The 15,566-nt window shown below is 71.5% G+C and carries 15 protein-coding genes and 1 pseudogene; 8 read left to right on the plus strand and 8 right to left on the minus strand.

All coding sequences use genetic code 11. The features are described 5' to 3' along the window. Positions 1 to 872: mevalonate kinase family protein (locus tag CR470_RS26580; RefSeq protein WP_107489501.1), on the plus strand; the 872-nt coding region annotated here is incomplete at its 5' end. 9 nt (positions 873 to 881) lie between these two features. Here the strand turns inward: CR470_RS26580 and CR470_RS26585 are convergent. The 4 genes from CR470_RS26585 to CR470_RS26600 form a co-directional block, all read right to left on the minus strand. Beyond that, positions 882 to 1,979 (minus strand): radical SAM protein, encoded by a 1,098-nt coding sequence (locus CR470_RS26585; protein ID WP_097870061.1) that lies wholly within the window; start codon positions 1,977 to 1,979, stop codon positions 882 to 884. A gap of 64 nt (positions 1,980 to 2,043) precedes the next feature. Beyond that, on the minus strand, positions 2,044 to 2,823 hold the full coding sequence (locus tag CR470_RS26590) for a carbohydrate ABC transporter permease (RefSeq protein WP_097870074.1): 780 nt from the start codon (positions 2,821 to 2,823) through the stop codon (positions 2,044 to 2,046). 65 nt (positions 2,824 to 2,888) lie between these two features. Beyond that, the gene (locus CR470_RS26595; protein ID WP_097870062.1) at positions 2,889 to 3,803 is read right to left on the minus strand and encodes a carbohydrate ABC transporter permease; all 915 of its coding nucleotides are present in this window, start codon (positions 3,801 to 3,803) and stop codon (positions 2,889 to 2,891) included. Next, positions 3,793 to 5,085: an extracellular solute-binding protein gene (locus CR470_RS26600; protein WP_179892381.1), complete on the minus strand. Its 1,293-nt coding sequence runs from the start codon at positions 5,083 to 5,085 to the stop codon at positions 3,793 to 3,795. The genes CR470_RS26595 and CR470_RS26600 overlap by 11 nt, the downstream gene beginning before the upstream one ends. 302 nt (positions 5,086 to 5,387) lie before the next feature. On the opposite strand from CR470_RS26600, the gene CR470_RS39750 reads away from it, so the two are divergent. From CR470_RS39750 to CR470_RS26615, 3 genes and pseudogenes are all read left to right on the plus strand, one after another. Continuing rightward, on the plus strand, positions 5,388 to 5,681 hold the full coding sequence (locus tag CR470_RS39750) for a hypothetical protein (RefSeq protein WP_179892382.1): 294 nt from the start codon (positions 5,388 to 5,390) through the stop codon (positions 5,679 to 5,681). A gap of 541 nt (positions 5,682 to 6,222) precedes the next feature. Next, positions 6,223 to 6,435 (plus strand): annotated as a pseudogene (locus CR470_RS26610) (helix-turn-helix domain-containing protein); the annotation flags it as partial. 637 nt (positions 6,436 to 7,072) lie between these two features. After that, the gene (locus CR470_RS26615; RefSeq protein ID WP_097870064.1) at positions 7,073 to 7,372 is read left to right on the plus strand and encodes a hypothetical protein; all 300 of its coding nucleotides are present in this window, start codon (positions 7,073 to 7,075) and stop codon (positions 7,370 to 7,372) included. Between the two features lie 210 nt (positions 7,373 to 7,582). Here CR470_RS26615 and CR470_RS26620 read toward each other — a convergent pair whose 3' ends face one another. From CR470_RS26620 to CR470_RS26635, 4 genes are all read right to left on the minus strand, one after another. Further along, positions 7,583 to 7,936: a hypothetical protein gene (locus tag CR470_RS26620; RefSeq protein ID WP_097870065.1), complete on the minus strand. Its 354-nt coding sequence runs from the start codon at positions 7,934 to 7,936 to the stop codon at positions 7,583 to 7,585. A 96-nt stretch (positions 7,937 to 8,032) separates the two neighbouring features. Continuing rightward, positions 8,033 to 9,211 carry an acyl-CoA dehydrogenase family protein gene (locus tag CR470_RS26625; RefSeq protein ID WP_097870066.1) on the minus strand — a complete coding sequence of 393 codons (1,179 nt, stop codon included), beginning with the start codon at positions 9,209 to 9,211 and terminating at the stop codon, positions 8,033 to 8,035. A gap of 150 nt (positions 9,212 to 9,361) precedes the next feature. Then, the gene (locus tag CR470_RS26630) at positions 9,362 to 10,516 is read right to left on the minus strand and encodes a methyltransferase (RefSeq protein ID WP_097870067.1); all 1,155 of its coding nucleotides are present in this window, start codon (positions 10,514 to 10,516) and stop codon (positions 9,362 to 9,364) included. A 128-nt stretch (positions 10,517 to 10,644) separates the two neighbouring features. Then, entirely contained in the window at positions 10,645 to 10,857 is a 213-nt protein-coding gene (locus CR470_RS26635; protein ID WP_097870068.1) for a hypothetical protein, read from the minus strand. A gap of 157 nt (positions 10,858 to 11,014) precedes the next feature. On the opposite strand from CR470_RS26635, the gene CR470_RS26640 reads away from it, so the two are divergent. The 4 genes from CR470_RS26640 to CR470_RS26655 form a co-directional block, all read left to right on the plus strand. After that, on the plus strand, positions 11,015 to 11,566 hold the full coding sequence (locus tag CR470_RS26640) for a GH25 family lysozyme (RefSeq protein WP_097870069.1): 552 nt from the start codon (positions 11,015 to 11,017) through the stop codon (positions 11,564 to 11,566). A gap of 297 nt (positions 11,567 to 11,863) precedes the next feature. Beyond that, complete coding sequence (locus CR470_RS26645) at positions 11,864 to 13,138, plus strand: polyprenyl synthetase family protein (RefSeq protein WP_097870070.1); 1,275 nt, start codon at positions 11,864 to 11,866, stop codon at positions 13,136 to 13,138. After that, positions 13,135 to 14,652 (plus strand): phytoene desaturase, encoded by a 1,518-nt coding sequence (locus CR470_RS26650; RefSeq protein ID WP_097870071.1) that lies wholly within the window; start codon positions 13,135 to 13,137, stop codon positions 14,650 to 14,652. Before CR470_RS26645 ends, CR470_RS26650 begins: the two co-directional genes overlap by 4 nt. Continuing rightward, the coding region (locus CR470_RS26655) for a phytoene/squalene synthase family protein (protein WP_097870072.1) at positions 14,649 to 15,566 on the plus strand (918 nt) is incomplete at its 3' end. The genes CR470_RS26650 and CR470_RS26655, both read left to right, overlap by 4 nt.

Consider the following 15,566-nt stretch of genomic DNA (forward strand, 5'->3'; position numbering starts at 1 on the left):
CGCGGGAGGTGTGGGCGTTCCTTCGTGAGCGGCTGCCCGGTCTCGCCCCGCGGCCGCCGGCCGTCACCGTACGCAGCGATGCTCCGGCGGCGAGCGGCCTGTCGTCCTCCACGGCGCAGATCGTGGCGCTGTTCCGGGCGTTCACGGACCGGTCGTTCACCGGTCGGCGCGTCGGTGACCGCACGATCGCCCAGTGGGCGTACGAGTTCGAGTTCGCCGTGTTCCACGGCGGAGGCATGGACCATCTCGCTGTCGTCGAGGGCGGTGCCCTCCTCCTCGACGGCCGCGAGAGCGGCCTCCCGGCCGTGCGCGAGCGGATGGAGTTCCCGGCCGAGTGGCGGGTCGTCGTCGTGGACTCCGGCACCCGCAAGGACACTCGGCACCACATCCGGGACGTACGGGCGCAGCTCGCGGCCGGCGATCCCGCGCTCGCCGCCTACCGGGCGGTGGCCGACGACGCGTCGGAGCGCGTGTGGGGCGCGCTGCGAGACCGGGACCCGGTGGCGCTCGGGGCCGCGATGGTCCGCGCCCACGAGGCCATGCGGGACCATCAGCGGATGTCGACACCGCTGTTGGAGGAGGTGCGGACGGTCTCGCAGCGGGCCGGCCTGCCGCTGAAGCTCAGCGGCGCGGGTGGCGGCGGTGCGCTGGTGGGCGTCTGCACGGCCGACACCGTGGCGGAGACGGCGGAGCGGCTCGCGCGGGCGCTGCGCGTCTCCCACCCGCGGGCCCGGGTCATACCCGTGTCGGCGGCCCCGGGCACCGTCGGGGAACCGGTACCGGCCGAGAGAGAGGCCCGTGGGTGTCCGGCGGATCAGGGCCGTACGCCTGAAGCGTTTCGTCACCCTGCCGCCCGGCGGGCGGCAGGGTGACGACAGGCCCTAGAGGAACGGGTCGTAGTCCTCCGCGAGCGGGAGCTCGCCGGCTCCCCGGTCGATGCGCTCCAGCTCCAGGTTGGAGCGGTGGCGCGCGCAGTGGAAACGGCAGTCCCGGCTCGGGTCGATCATCCCCCGGTCCGAGTCCCGCCAGATGTCGGCGAGGTTGTCGGTGACGGCGTCGCCGATCCGGGCGAGCGGATTGCCCCGGTGGTAGGCGCACACGTACACCCCGGAGGGGGTGACGAGGGTGCGGAGTTCGGAGACCCTGCAGCGGTCGTACTCCTTGGGCTGGACAGGTCCCACGTGGTTGCGCAGGGCGGTGAGGGTGGAGGAGTTGACGAGCTGGAAGGTATCGCTCTCCAGGCGGGCGGCCTCGGCGAGCTGCCGGTCGACGGATTCCACCACCGCCTCGGGGACCTGAACGATGTGGTGGTCGTCGTCGAACATGGCCTTCGTCTCGAAGTAGTCGCAGCCGATGTCGTGAGCGAGTTCGGCGGCGCGCAGCACCTCGTGGTGGTTGGTGACGGTCCGCCCGTCGGGTTCCCGTCGAGACATCACCAGGAAGGAGTAGCCCAGCGACCCGGTCTTCTCGGAGGCGAGCAGCCGCATGTTCTCGACCACCTTGTCGAAGACGCTGCGGCCCTTGCGGTCGGGCCGGAACAGACCGTACGTCTCGGCGGTGCCGGCGTCCATGGAGACGCGGACCCAGGTGGCGTACCGGGCGAGCTCGGTGAGGTTCTGCCGGATCATGGTGCCGTTGGTGACGACTCCTATGGACAGGCCCGCTTCGCCGAGTATGCGTAAGACGTTCCGTGTGCCGCGATGGGCCAGGGGCTCCCCGCCGCCGATGAGGACCACGCCCCTCACGGACATGGTGACGAGTTCCTCGGCGAGGGCGGCGAGCCGTTCGGGGGTGAACCGGCCCTGGTTGAGGAGCTTTCCGCTGATGCACTCCGGGCAGGCCAGGTCGCAGAACGTGGTCGGGTCGAGGTCCACGACGAGCGGGGCGCTGGAGGGTTTGCCGGTGGCGGCCTCAAGGACCCGAGGCCAGTCCGTGGGCTGGTACAGCTTGGAGACGAGGTCGAGGCGGTCGTGCGTCACAGGGTTCTCCTCTGCGGGTGAACAGGGTTGTGCCGACATGTCGTTCCGGTGCGGGGCAGGCGTGTCAGCCCTTGACCGCTCCGGTGGCGAGCCCCGCGGCGATCTTGCGATGGACGGCCAGAAAGAACACGACGACGGGCAGGGCGGTGAGCGTGGCACCCGCCATCAGTCCGCCGTAGTCGGTGCCGAAGCTGGTCTGGAAGGAGACCAGCCAGATGCTGAGCGTCTGCTTCTCCGGGGTGGAGAGCAGCACGTAGACGAGGACGTACTCGTTCCACGCCTGGACCATCGCGAACACGGAGGTGGCGACGAGCCCGGGAGCGAGCAGCGGCAGGACGACGCGGACGAACGCGGTGAGCCGGCCGCAGCCGTCGACCATCGCGGCCTCTTCGAGCTCCACCGGGATCGTGGCGATGAAGCCGTGCAGCATCCACACGGTGAAGGGCAGGGTGAAGACGAGGTAGACGAGGATCACTCCGCCGAGGCTGTCGGTGAGTCCGGCCTCGTTGAGGAGCAGGTAGACGGGGATCACCAGGGCGGCGAGGGGGATCATCTGAACGGTGAGGATCACGACGACGAACGCCTTGCGGCCGGCGAAGCGGAACCGGGCGAGGGCGAACGCGGCGAGGGTGCCCACCACCAGGGAGACGAGGACGGTACCGAGCCCGATGACGGCGCTGGAGCGGACGTTGGCCCAGAAGGTCTCGGTGCTCATCGCGCGGGTGAAGTTGGCGAGGGTGGGGCTGCCCGGCCAGAACTCGGGCGGAAGGCTGAGGATCTCGCTCGCCGGCCGGAACGCGGTGAGGACCATCCAGTAGACGGGGAAACCGACGACAGCGGCCACCAGGAGCGTGAGGAGATCGTAGCGGCGGCGGTGCCGGGGGTTCTTCCTGTGCCTGCGTCCCGGGCTCACTCGGTCTCTCCCAGTTTCATCATCTGCCGCAGGTAGACCACGGCGCCCGCGAGCATCAGGACGACGGTGACCAGGGCGATGGCGGCACCGACGCTGTAGCGGTTGACAGCGAAGGACTCGATGAAGGCGTGCACGCCGAGGAGGTAGTACTCGCGCTCCGGCTGGCCTCCGCGCATCAGCCAGATCTGGTTGAAGACGCCGAAGTCCCAGATCGCCATGAGGGTGGTGACCATCACGAACAGCGGTTTGACCACGGGGAAGGTGACGTAACGGAAGACCTGGAAGGGTCGGGCTCCGTCGATGACGGCGGACTCCTCCAGCTCCGGCGGAACCTGGGCGAGCGCCGCGTGCAGACTGATCGCGGCGAAGGGCAGCGCGCCCCAGACGACCACCCCGGTGATCACGGCGAACCCCTGCCACGGGTCGGTGAACCAGTTGTGCCGGGCGAGGTCGATCCCGGGCAGGGCCGAGAGGAACCAGTTCACGACGCCGTAATCGGCGTCGAAGAGCCAGCGGAACACGGCGGCCGCGACCATCACCGGCATCGCCCACACGGCGACGAGCACCCCGGCGAGGACCGCCCGGGCCCACGGCGCGGCCCGCCGCATCAGCAGGGCGACGAGGAGGGCGCACCCCATCGTGAGGGTCACGCAGACGACGGTGAACAGGGCCGTGCGGCCCGTCACGGTCCAGAAGAACCGGTCGCCGAGGATCGTGCGGAACTGGTCGAGTCCGGCCCAGGGCGGGGTCTCGCCGCTGAACAGCTCCTTGCGCGTCATGTCCTGGAACGCCAGGGTGACCATGTCGACCAGCGGGTAGCCGAGAACGACGAGAAGCGCGATCAGGGCGGGGGCGATCAGAAGGTAGGGCAGGACGGGGCGCGGTGAGCGCCGGGCCGGATCAGCGCTCATTGATCACGGCGTCGATCCTGCGGTCGGCCTCGCGGGCGGCGTCCTGGACGGACTCTTTTCCGGTGGCGATGCGTTCCAGCATCTCCGGCAGGATGTTGGACTTCTCCACCGAGGTCCAGCCGGGAGCGAGGGGCGTGACCCAGCCGCGGGCGGCGGCCTGGGCGGCCGGGCCGTTGATGCCTTTGGCGGCGACCTCGCCGAGCTGGACGGTGTTGTTGGGGAGGGTGTTCGCGGCGATGAGCTGCCGCTGCGACTCCCGGTCGGTGAAGAGGCGGATCCAGTCGGAAGCCAGGTCCTGGTTCCGCGACTTGGCGGGTACGGCCAGGGTGGAGCCGCCGAGGAACGGCGGGAGCAGCTCTCCGGACGGGCCGGGGAAGGCGAAGGTGGCGAACTTGCCCTGGAGACGCGGATCGCCGCCGGAGCGGGCGTCGGCGGCGGCCTCCGCCTCCCAGGTGTTGCCGTAGAAGACGCCGACCTTGCCCTGGCCGACGACCGCCGGCTGGTCACCGTTGTCCTTCGCCCGGTCTCCGACGTAGTAGTCGTCCAGGAGCTTCTTCCAGGCGGTGAGCCCGGCGACGGACTTCGGTGAGGAGAGGTCGCCCTGCCAGCGGCCGTCCTTCTCGACCGCCATCTCGCCGCCGGCGTCCTTGACGAAGCCCATGGCGGCGTACCAGTAGCGGCCGGGCATGTAGAGGGCGGAGAAGCCGGGGTCCTTGGTGCCGTACTCCTTCTTGAGCCGGTCGAGGGCGGCGATCAGCTCGGGGTACGTGCCCGGGGCGGCGGCCAGGCCGGCGCGCTGGAAGTAGTCGGTGCGGTAGACACCGACGCGCGCCCCCACGTAGTACGGCACGCAGTACGTCCTGCCGTCGAGCCGGCAGGCGTCGGCGAGCGCCGGCAGCCACTGCCCGGACTGGTCGAAGGTCTTCGGATCGACCGTGGCGAAGGCGTCGTTGACGATGTAGTTGGTGGTCTCGCTGTTCCCCATCTCCACCACGTCGGGCGCGTTGCGGCCCGCGAGGACGGCGTCGAGCTTCTGGTTCTTCGTCGTCCACTGCTGGTACTGGACATCGACCTCCACACCGGGGTGCTTCTTCGTGAACCGGGTGTTGGCGGAGGCCACCAGCTCCGGCCAGCTCTCGCGCGCGTCCACCGTCAGCCACACCGTCAGCCTGCTGTTGCCCCGTTCACCCGATGTGTCCTGTCCACCCGAGCCGCATCCCACCGCCGCGAGAAGCAGCATGACTCCCAGGGCCACGGGTCGGCGCGATCGGGTCAGGGCCATGAATTCCTCCGGACAGGGTGCGTCAAGGGCGTCAGTCTTCGCCACGACCCGCGGCGAGCACCCGGGACAGTTCCTCGGCGGGCAGGCGCGACCACTGGGCCACCTCCTTCAGTGACACCCCGGCCGCGACCAAATAGGCGGAGTTGCTTCGGGTGCATCAATGTGGGGCCGGCTGGGCACGGTCCTGACCTGGTCGAAGACCTGCGGGCAGTAGCTCGTTCAGGTGACGCCGAGGCGTCTGGCCTCGTGTGATGGACAGTAAAAGCCACGATGTTGCATCAAGTGCAACCGTGGGGGTGGCCGTGCGGACTATCGATGTGCCGGGTGCGATTCAGCTGGTCGTGCCAGGAAATGTGCGGGCGTTGGACCCGGGCCCGGCGATGTTCGGGGCGATGCTGCGGGGCTGGGAGCAACAGCAACAGAGCCGGCTGCTGGCCAGGAAGACGATCGATGACCGGCTGAGCCTGGTGCGCCGGTTCGCACTGTTCACCGCGACGTATCCGTGGGAGTGGACGCCGGGGGACGTGGAGGCCTACTTCTCGCACCAACTGTCGCTGGACCCGCCGTTGGCCCACTCCACGGTTCGCGGGCAGTAGGGCGACCTGCAGATGTTCTGCGCGTTTATCACTGACGGCCGCTACGGCTGGGCCAAGGCCTGCGAGGAGGCGTTCGGGCAGTTCCCGGTACAGGTCTGCCACGGCTGGAACACCGCCGACCACGTCGCCGAGTTCGAGGGCCGGCCCGGCCGACGGGCGTTGACCTACGACGAGTTGCAGGAGCTCTTCGACGCCGCCGACGACCGGGTCGAGCAAACGCGCAAGCGGCACCGCAAGGGCGTGCTGGCCGCGTGGCGCGACGCGGTGATGCTCAAGCAGGTCTACGCGTACGGCACCAGGCGCCGTGAGACGTCAATGCTGGACCTGTCGGATCTGCGGCACAACCCGCGGGCGAAGGACTACGGCCGGTTCGGCGCACTGGAGGTGCGGTTCGGCAAGGCCTCTCGCGGCAGCCCGCCCAAGCGCCGGACAGTACTCACCGTGCCGGAGGCCGACTGGATCGTCTCGGTGCTTGAGGAGTGGGTGGACGAAGTCCGGCCCGGCTTCTCACCGGGCGGGCACCCAGCGCTGTGGGTGACCGGTGTTCCGGCTGGTCACGCAGCCACCGCAGCGGCTGTCGATGGACACGCTCGCCGCGCTGTGCGGGATCCTGGACTGCTCGCCAGCGGATCTCATCCAGATCCGGGAGGTCCGCCGACAGGTCGCGAAACCTACAGCGTCGGGCGACACGGACGGTCCGGCCGTCGCCCCGCCAGCGAGGCGGGTGCACGTCCGGCGCCCGGACGGCCTGTGACCGGCCGGTCGGCCCCGCCACCGGAGTGGACGGAACTCGCCGGCCGCATCACCGCGTTCCTCCCCGAGCTACCGGCCCCGGAAGCGGCCCGGATCGTCGTCGGCATGACACCGGCCGCCCGGACCCGGATCCGCGACCACCTTCGCCTGCATCCCGATGCCCTGGTCAGCGGGGCCTCCGACGCGCCGCGTTCGACGCAGGCACTGATCACGTCCCTTGAGGGTGCCGGAATCACCGGGGTGAAGGCGCCGTCCTGCCTGCGCTGTGGACGTGTGCGGCCGCTGCGACGGGCGGTGCCGGGCGGGCGGGTCTGCCTCGGGTGCGAGGGCGTGCTCGCCGCCCGCGGCAACACCGGTCCCTGCTGCGTGTGCGGAGAGACCCGGCCCCGGCCCTCCAACCAGCGGTGCGCGAGCTGCCAGCGCGCCCACATCTCCGCCACCAGGTCGTGCTCGACGTGCGGCAAGCCAGCGGCCCTGGACCCGTGTACGAGTTGCCGACCGCGCCCACCGCCCGGTGCGCGTTGTGCGAGACGAATGCTCCCGTCTGCGCGCGTTGGCCGCTCGGCCCGGTCTGCAAGCCCTGCTACCGCGAGGCCCGCACTCACCCCGGCACATGCCCGGTCTGCCAAAACGAGCGAGTGCTGATCGCCTTCACGGACGGCCGCCGCCGGGTCTGCGGCCCGTGCACGGGCCACGGCGACCCGTACGCGTGCCCGCGGTGCGCGAGCCCGCGTTCCTACACGGTCCGAGGGCTGTGCGACCGCTGCACCCTCCAGGACGAACTCGACGCCGTTCTCGGCCCGGCGGCCGAAGCACCGGACGGCCAGTACGCACGGATGCGCACGGCGCTCGCCGAGTGCGATCAACCGCGGACGGCGCTGAACTGGATCCGCAACTCCTACTCCGGCCGGCTCCTGGCCGGCCTCGCCTTCACCTGACGGCCGCTGACCCACGACGACCTGGAGACGCTGGCCCGCAGCGGGACACGCGGCGACGCACAGACCATCGACTACCTGCGCGAGGTCCTCGTCGCCTATCAGGCCCTGCCCGAACGCGACGAGCTTCCCGCCCGGATCGAGCGCCACCTTGCCCGGGTCGTGGAGCGCCGTCCCGAACACGCCCTGCTCCTTCGCCCCTACGTCCGCTGGTCACTGCTGCCCCGGGCGCGCAGGGCCGCGCACCGCCGGGCCAGCCTCAAGCACCGCATTCGCTGGGCCTACACCCGGATCAACCTGGCCGCCGCGTTCCTTACCGCCATGCGGGAGCGGGGTCTGGCACTCGCCGACGTCACCCAGCACGAGGTCGACGCATGGCTCGCCAGCGGCCCCGGCACCCACTACGAGGTCCGCGACTTCGTGGTCTGGGCCGCCCGCCGCGGCCACAGCCGCGACCTGCTCGTCCCCCACCGCCCGAAGGCCGACCCCGAGGGCCTCGATGAGGACTCCCACTGGGAGCTCCTCCAGCAGTGCCTCACCGACACCGCGTTGCCCCTCGAGGTCCACGCCGCCGGAGCCGTCCTACTCCTGTTCGGCCAGCACGTCACCCGCATTGCCGCCCTGCCCGCCGACGCGCTGGCCACCGTCGACGGTCACATCCCCTCACCGCCGCACGCGCGGCATGCCCAGCCCGATCCAGGAGATGATCTCCCGCTGGATCTCGTTGTTGCCGCCGCCGAAGGTGAAGATCACGGCCGACCGGTATCCGCGTTCCAGTTCACCGTGGAGCACCGCACCGGCCGATCCCTCCTTCAGCGCGCCCCCGGAGCCGACGATCTCCATCAGCCAGGCGTAGGCGTCCCGGCGGGCCTCGGAGCCGTAGACCTTGACCGCCGAGGCGTCCTGGGGGGTGAGCGTGCTGTCCTGGAGGGCCGCGACCATCTGCCAGTTGAGCAGTTTCATCGCGTCGAGGCGGGTGTGGGTGCGGGCGAGCAGGGCGCGGACCCAGCCGAGGTCGATGACCCGGCGGCCGTCGGCGAGCTTGGTGTCGGCCGCCCAGCGCTGGACGTCGTGCAGGGCGCGGACCGCCATCGTGCCGTGGGCGGCGAGGGTGACGCGTTCGTGGTTGAGCTGGTTGGTGATGAGCCGCCAGCCCTTGTTCTCCTCGCCGACGCGACGGGACACCGGGACCCGGATGTTCTCGTAGTAGCTCGCGGCCGTGTCGTGCGAGGCGAGGGTGTTGATCAGGGTGCAGGAGTAGCCCGGGTCGCTCGTGGGGACGAGGAGCATGGTGATGCCCTTGTGGGGCGGAGCGTCGGGGTCGGTGCGCACGGCGAGCCAGACCCAGTCGGCGGTGTCGCCGTTGGTGGTCCAGATCTTCTGTCCGTCGACGACGTACGCGTCCCCGTCGCGGACGGCGCGCGTCTTCAGAGCGGCGAGGTCGGTGCCGGCGTCCGGTTCGCTGTAGCCGATCGCGAAGTCGATCTCCCCGGCCAGGATGCCGGGGAGGAAGTGGGCCTTCTGCTCGTCGGTGCCGAACCGCATGATCGTGGGCCCGACGGTGTTCAGGGCCATCAGCGGCAGCGGTACGCCGGCCTGAGCGGCCTCGTCGAAGAAGATGAACTGTTCCATCGGGGTCAGTCCCCGGCCGCCGTACTCCTTCGGCCAGCCGACCCCGAGCCAGCCGTCGGCGCCGAGCCTGCGGACCGTGTCGCGGTAGAAGCGCTTCTGGGCGGCGGGCTCCGCGTAGCGGGCGTAGGCGTTGTCGGGTACCAGGGTCGCGAAGTAGGTGCGCAGTTCGGTACGCAGCCGCTGCTGCTCAGGCGTGTATGCGAGGTGCACGGCCCCTCCAGAGTCTCGCTTCGGCGTCGTCCGTGTGCGGCGGCGCACACAGTAGAACGTGTTGCAAGAATCCGGAAGGGCCGGCGGGCGTCCGGCAGTCGCACGGACCGGCGGACAGCCGCGGGCGCCGTGTGGTGCGCCGCCTGGCGGTCAGCGCTTGACGGCGCGCAGCACCACGAACTTCGGGTCGCCCGCGACCGTGGTGCAGTTCCCGAAGATCCGGCGCAGGTGGGTGTGGTACGAGAGGTGCCGGTTGCCCACGACCCAGAGCTCACCGCCCTGGCGCAGGGCGGTCCGCGCCCCGGCGAACATCGTGCGGGCCGTCGCGTCGGTGGTCGCCATGTGCGAGTGGAAGGGCGGGTTGTTCAGCACCAGGTCCACGCTGCCCGGATCGAGGTCGCCGAGACCGTCCCCGACCAGGAAGTCGGCCTTCGCGCCCTCCGGCGCACCGGCCCGGAAGGTCTCCTCGGCGGAGGCGACCGCCCCGTACGACTCGTCGACGAAGGTGAGGTGCGCGTCGGGGTTGGCGATGGCGGCGGAGAGCCCGAGGACCCCGTTGCCGCATCCCAGGTCGACGACCCGGACCGCCCCGCCCCGGGTGGGCAGGTGCTTCAGGAAGAAGCGGGTGCCGATGTCGAGGCGCTCCGCGCAGAAGATCCCGGCGTGGTTGACGGCGGTCAGGCCTGCGACCGGGCCCACGTCGGCGGGCAGCTCGTAGCGGTACGGCCACGGGCTCGGCGTACGCGGCAGAGCGGGGTCCGGGGTGCAGAAGATGAGCCGCGCCTTGCGCACCGCCAGGGAGGTGCGGGTCGGGCCGATGATCCGCTCGAAGAGCTTGAGCGTGGAGGTGTGGATCTCCTTGACCATGCCGGTGCCGATGATCACCGTGCCGGGGTGGACGGTGGGGGCGATCCGATGGAGCTGGTCCTCCAGGAACGCCAGGGACTTGGGTACCCGGACGATCAGGACGTCGATCCGGTCCGGCGGGGTGTCGCGCGAGGACAGCAGCCGGACCGCGTCCTGGTCGAGACCGTTGCGGGCGAGGTTGGCGAGGGTCGCGCGCCGGGCCAGGTAGGAGTCGCTGATCTGGACGGGCCGGTGTGCGGCCAGCGCGGTGGCGAGCGCCCCCCACCGGTCCCCCACGACCGCGACCGTCCCCGAGAGGTCGACCGAGCCCGTCTCGGGGTCCGTCAGCTGCCGGAGCAGGTATTCGTCGGCGGCGTCCCACGCACGGAAGGGGTCGCGCGGGTGCTCGGGGAAGCGGGCGAGCTCGAAAGTGCCCTGTGAGGTCGTCAAACGGTTCATATGTCGCTCAGGCTAGCCGAGGGAACCGGGGCGCGCCCCACTCGCTCCCCGGCTCCCCTGCCGCCTCCACCTCGGCGTAACGCTCCGCGCACCCGCCCACCGGGTGCGCCCGCGGGCCCGCCGGGCCGTCAGGGCAGTTGTTTGTCGATGGCCGACCGCCCCTCGGCGGCCAGCTTGCGCCGCGCCCATTCCAGGGTCTTCGGCGTCAGGTCCCGCCCGGAGGCGAGCACCAGGTCCTCCGCGCTCGGCCGGTCGCTCGCGCCCGTGTGCAGGAGCCGGTCGGGCGTGACGCCCTCCGGCCCGGACACGGCCGCGGATACGGATTCGGGGTCTTCGCTCATGCCGCCTCCTCGTCCTTGCGGCAATTCTCGCCCCCCGCGGACCCGGCCGCATCCGAGGAGCGCGCGTCCGTTACCCGGGAGGGTGAATCTGCCCTTGGGGGGCCTGGGGAGTGGGCAGGAGAGGGAGGTCGTTGCCCCATTCTCCGAGGCGGTGCCCATGCTCCACGGTGTCGACGTCAGCGCCTATCAGCCCTCCTACGACACGGACGGACTCGACTTCGTCATCATCAAGTCGACCGAAGGCCGCACCTATGTCAATCCGCGTCTGGACGCGCAGGTGAAGCGGGCCAGGGACGCCGAGTGCGTCGTCGGCTTCTACCACTTCCTCTGGCCGGGGGACGTGGCGGACCAGGTGGCGTACTTCCTGAGCAAGACCCCCGAGAAGGCGGGGGATCTGCTCGCGGTCGACTGGGAACAGACCGGCGGCGGGACGCGGGCGAGCAACGCGGACAAGGACCGGTTCATCCGCGCGGTGAAGCGGGAACGGCCCGATCACCGGGTCCTGTTGTACTGCAACCGCTCGTTCTGGCTCAACCACGACACCACCGGCTACGCGGGCGACGGGCTGTGGATCGCCGACTACGTCGCCGCCGGCAGGCCCCGTATCGAGGCGGACTGGCGCATCCACCAGTTCACCGACGATCCCCTCGACCGGAACGTGGCCGACTTCGACTCGGCCCGCGCCCTGCGCGACTGGGCGGCCGGCTGACGTGACGGGCCCGGTGCCCTGGCAGCCGCCGCGGGCGAGCACCGTCGTGCGGGCCGCCGGGGCGGGCCGGTACGCCCCCTTCACGTGGGCCATACGGGCGTGGTGGGCGCCGCCATCACGTGTCCGGGGTGTTTCTCACCCGGGAGTGTGCGGCCGACGTGATCGTCTCTGTATCAGTGCCTGCATCCGCACGGCACGAACTCCTGGTCTCGGTGCGGGAAGGCACGCGATCGGGGTACGCGTCCGTGCGGATTGACGAGTCGTTCGTCACCATCACTGATCTCGGAAGGGCGTGAGATGGGCCGTCCCCAGCCCACGGAGCACTCGTTCGGCGAGCCTTCACCATCGGCCCACGAGCGGGACGGGCACCGCCACCCTGTCCCGTCGGCCGAGGACCCGCGGGTCGTCGACTCGGATGTGGCCGATGCTCTGCTGCGCACCGCACGGGCAGTGCTGGAGGAACGGGTCTCCGAGGCCTCGCGGAGCGACGTCCTGTTCTCCGAGGAGCTGGCGCGACGGGTCGCCGACTTCACGCTCGACGGCGGCAGGCGGACGCGGCCCCGCCTCCTGTGGTGGGGGATGCGCGCGTGCGGTGCGGCGGAGACCACGGCCGCTCTGCGGCTCGGGGTGGCGCTGGAGCTGATCCAGACCTGCGCGCTGATCCATGACGATGTGATGGACCGCTCGCGGCTTCGCCGGGGGAGGCCTGCCATGCACATCGGTCTGGCCGAGCGCGCGGGGCTCCCGCCGGAGTCGGGGCGGGGTTCCGCGTTCGGTTCCTCTGCCGCGGTTCTGGCGGGGGATCTCGCGCTGGTCTGGGCCGACGACACGGTGGCGGAGACCGTGCTGTCCGCCACCCGGCGTCGGCGCGTCGGCGCTCTCTGGCGGGCCATGCGGACCGAGATGGTCGCCGGACAGTATCTGGACCTGCGCGGTCAGGTCAGCGGTGGTTTCTCGACGGCGCGGGCCCTGCGGACCGCCTGGCTCAAGAGCGCTTCGTATTCCGTCGAGCGGCCTCTGGCGCTCGGTGCCGCCCTGGCGGGTGCCGACGAGCGGACCACCGACGCCCTGCGTGCCGCCGGCCGGTCCGCCGGTATCGCCTTTCAGCTGCGGGACGATCTGCTCGGGGTTTTCGGCGACCCGGCGCTTACGGGGAAGCCGTCCGGCGATGACGTCCGCGAGGGCAAGCCGACCTACCTGCTGGCTGTCGCCCGGACGTGGGCCGAAGCGGAGGGCGATGAACAAGCGCTGGCCGTCCTCGGTCGTGTCACCGGCAACGCCGACCTCGCCGAGGAGGATCTCGTGGACGTACGCGGCGTCCTCGACGCGACGGGGGCGCGCGCCCATGTGGAGCGGGCGGCGGAGCGCCTTCACGACCGCGCGGTACGTCGTCTGGGACAGGCCGTCGACGTGGACGCGCACGGCGGCCGCCAGCTGCTCGATCTGCTGCGCACGGTATCCGGAGACCGGTCCGGCCACTCCTGCGCCACCCCCGGCGGGGCGCGCCACGACGGCGGGGCGGCAGCCGCCAGCCGGATCCTGACCACGGCCGAAGGAGGCAACGCCAGGTGATCACGGTCAAGGGGCCCGTCGACCACGTGGTCGTGGTCGGCGCCGGTCTGGCGGGACTGGCCGCCGCGCTCCATCTGCTCGGCGCGGGCCGCAGCGTCACGGTCGTCGAGCGGGACGGCCTGCCCGGGGGCCGGGCCGGACTGCTGGAAACGGGCGGATTTCGCATCGACACCGGGCCGACCGTGCTGACGATGCCCGACCTGGTGGAGGAGGCCTTCGCCGCCGTCGGGGAGCGGATGGCCGACCGGCTGGAGCTGATGCGGCTGGACCCCGCCTACCGGGCCCGATTCGCCGACGGCTCCCAGCTCGACGTGCACACCGACGGCGCCGCGATGGAGGCCGCCGTCGAGCAGTTCGCGGGGGCCCGGCAGGCGGTCGGCTACCGGCGGCTGCGTAGCTGGCTGGAGCGGCTCTACCAGGTGCAGATGCGCCGTTTCATCGACACCAACTTCGACTCACCGCTCCAGCTCGCCCACCCCGACCTCGCCCGTCTCGCCGCGCTCGGCGGTTTCGGGCGGCTCGACGCGCGCATCGCCCGTTTCGTCTCGGACGAACGGCTGCGCAGGGTCTTCTCCTTCCAGGCGCTGTACGCGGGTGTGCCTCCGGCGCGGGCGCTGGCCGCGTACGCGGTCATCGCCTACATGGACACGGTGGCCGGGGTGTACTTCCCCCGGGGCGGCATGCACGCGCTGCCCCGCGCGATGGCGGACGCGGCCGCCGACGCCGGAGCCTCATTCCGCTACGGACAGAGCGTGACACGGCTGGAGCGTTCGGGTGACCGTGTCACCGCCGTCGTCACCGACCAGGGGCGCATTCCCTGCGACGCGGTCGTGCTGACCCCCGATCTTCCGATCAGCTACCGGCTGCTCGGCCGCGGCCCGCACCGGCTCCTCCCCCTTCGGCACTCGCCGTCCGCGGTGGTCCTGCACGCGGGCACGGACCGCACCTGGCCGGATCTGGCGCACCACACCATCTCGTTCGGCGGGGCCTGGAAGAGCACCTTCCACGAACTCACCCGCACCGGGACGCTGATGTCGGATCCCTCGCTTCTCATCACCCGGCCCACCGCGAGCGACCCCTCCCTCGCGCCGCCGGGCAAGCACCTCCACTACGTGCTGGCGCCCTGTCCGAACACCCAGGTCGGCCCGGGGGTGCGGGAGTGGCGGGAGCTGGGGCCCCGCTACCGGGACGAGCTGCTGGCCGAGCTGGAGCGCCGCGAGATGCCCGGTCTCGGCGCGGCGATCGAGGAGGAGGGGCTGGTCACGCCGGTCGACTGGACCGCGCGGGGGCATGCGGCGGGAACCCCCTTCTCGGTGGCCCACACCTTCCCCCAGACCGGCCCCTTCCGCCCGCGCAACCTGGTGCGGGGCACGGTCAACGCCGTGCTCGCCGGCTGCGGCACGACGCCCGGCGTCGGGGTGCCGACCGTCCTGATCTCCGGGAAGCTGGCGGCGGAGAGGATCACCGGCCCCCGGGCCGCCCCGCACTCTGCCCCGGGAGGCTCCCGCGTATGACCGTCCGCGAACTCGACGCAGCGGGTATCCACGACCCCGCCCTCCGTGCCGCGTACACCCGCTGCCGTGTTCTCAACGCCCGTCACGGCAAGACGTACTTCCTCGCGACCCGGCTCCTTCCGGTCGACCGGCGGCCGGCCGTCCACGCCCTGTACGGCTTCGCCCGCTGGGCCGACGACATCGTCGACGATCTCGACACCACGGCCACGCCCGGCGAGCGCGCCCGCGCCCTGTTGGCGCTGGAGGCCCAGTTGGAGTCGGGGCTGTGGGGGAACCGGGCGGCCGAGCCGGTGATCCGCGCGCTCGCGGACACGGCGGGGAGGTACGGCATCGATCATCGGCACTTCACCGACTTCCTGTCCTCCATGCGCAGCGATCTGACGGTCGGCGGGTACGCCTCGTACGAGGAGCTCGGCCGCTACATGCACGGATCGGCGGCGGTGATCGGCCTTCAGATGCTGCCGGTGCTCGGGACGGTGGGGCCGCGCGAGGAGGCGGCACCGCACGCGGCCGCGCTCGGTGTCGCTTTCCAGCTGACCAACTTCCTGCGGGACGTGGGCGAGGACCTCGACCGGGGGCGGCTCTACCTGCCGGCCGAGTTGCTGGCGGCCCACGGGGTGGACCGGGAGCGCTTCGAGTGGAGCCGGAGCACGGGGGCGCGGGACAGCCGGATCACCGACGTCCTGCGGGCCGCCGCGGCCCACAACCGGACCGTGTACCGGGCCGCCCTGCCCGGCGTCGCGATGCTCGCCCCGGTCTCGCGGCCCTGTATCCGTACGGCGTTCGTGCTGTACAGCGGCATCCTCGACGCCATCGAGGCGGACGGGTACGCCGCCCTGCACCGGCGGGCGGTCGTCCCTCGCCGGCGACGGGCCGCCGTGGCGCTGGACGGGCTGGCCCGAGCGGTCGCCGTG

It is taken from the genome of Streptomyces sp. rh34, assembly GCF_002551245.1.
Classification (GTDB): domain Bacteria; phylum Actinomycetota; class Actinomycetes; order Streptomycetales; family Streptomycetaceae; genus Streptomyces.

Excerpts from the sequence above, each read along its gene's own strand:
- CR470_RS26600 (WP_179892381.1), bottom strand. The coding sequence starts at position 5,085 with ATGGCCCTGACCCGATCGCGCCGACCCGTGGCCCTGGGAGTCATGCTG.
- CR470_RS26635 (WP_097870068.1), bottom strand. The coding sequence starts at position 10,857 with ATGAGCGAAGACCCCGAATCCGTATCCGCGGCCGTGTCCGGGCCGGAG.
- CR470_RS26595 (WP_097870062.1), bottom strand. The coding sequence starts at position 3,803 with ATGAGCGCTGATCCGGCCCGGCGCTCACCGCGCCCCGTCCTGCCCTAC.
- CR470_RS26640 (WP_097870069.1), top strand. The coding sequence starts at position 11,015 with ATGCTCCACGGTGTCGACGTCAGCGCCTATCAGCCCTCCTACGACACG.
- CR470_RS26630 (WP_097870067.1), bottom strand. The coding sequence starts at position 10,516 with ATGAACCGTTTGACGACCTCACAGGGCACTTTCGAGCTCGCCCGCTTC.
- CR470_RS26645 (WP_097870070.1), top strand. The coding sequence starts at position 11,864 with ATGGGCCGTCCCCAGCCCACGGAGCACTCGTTCGGCGAGCCTTCACCA.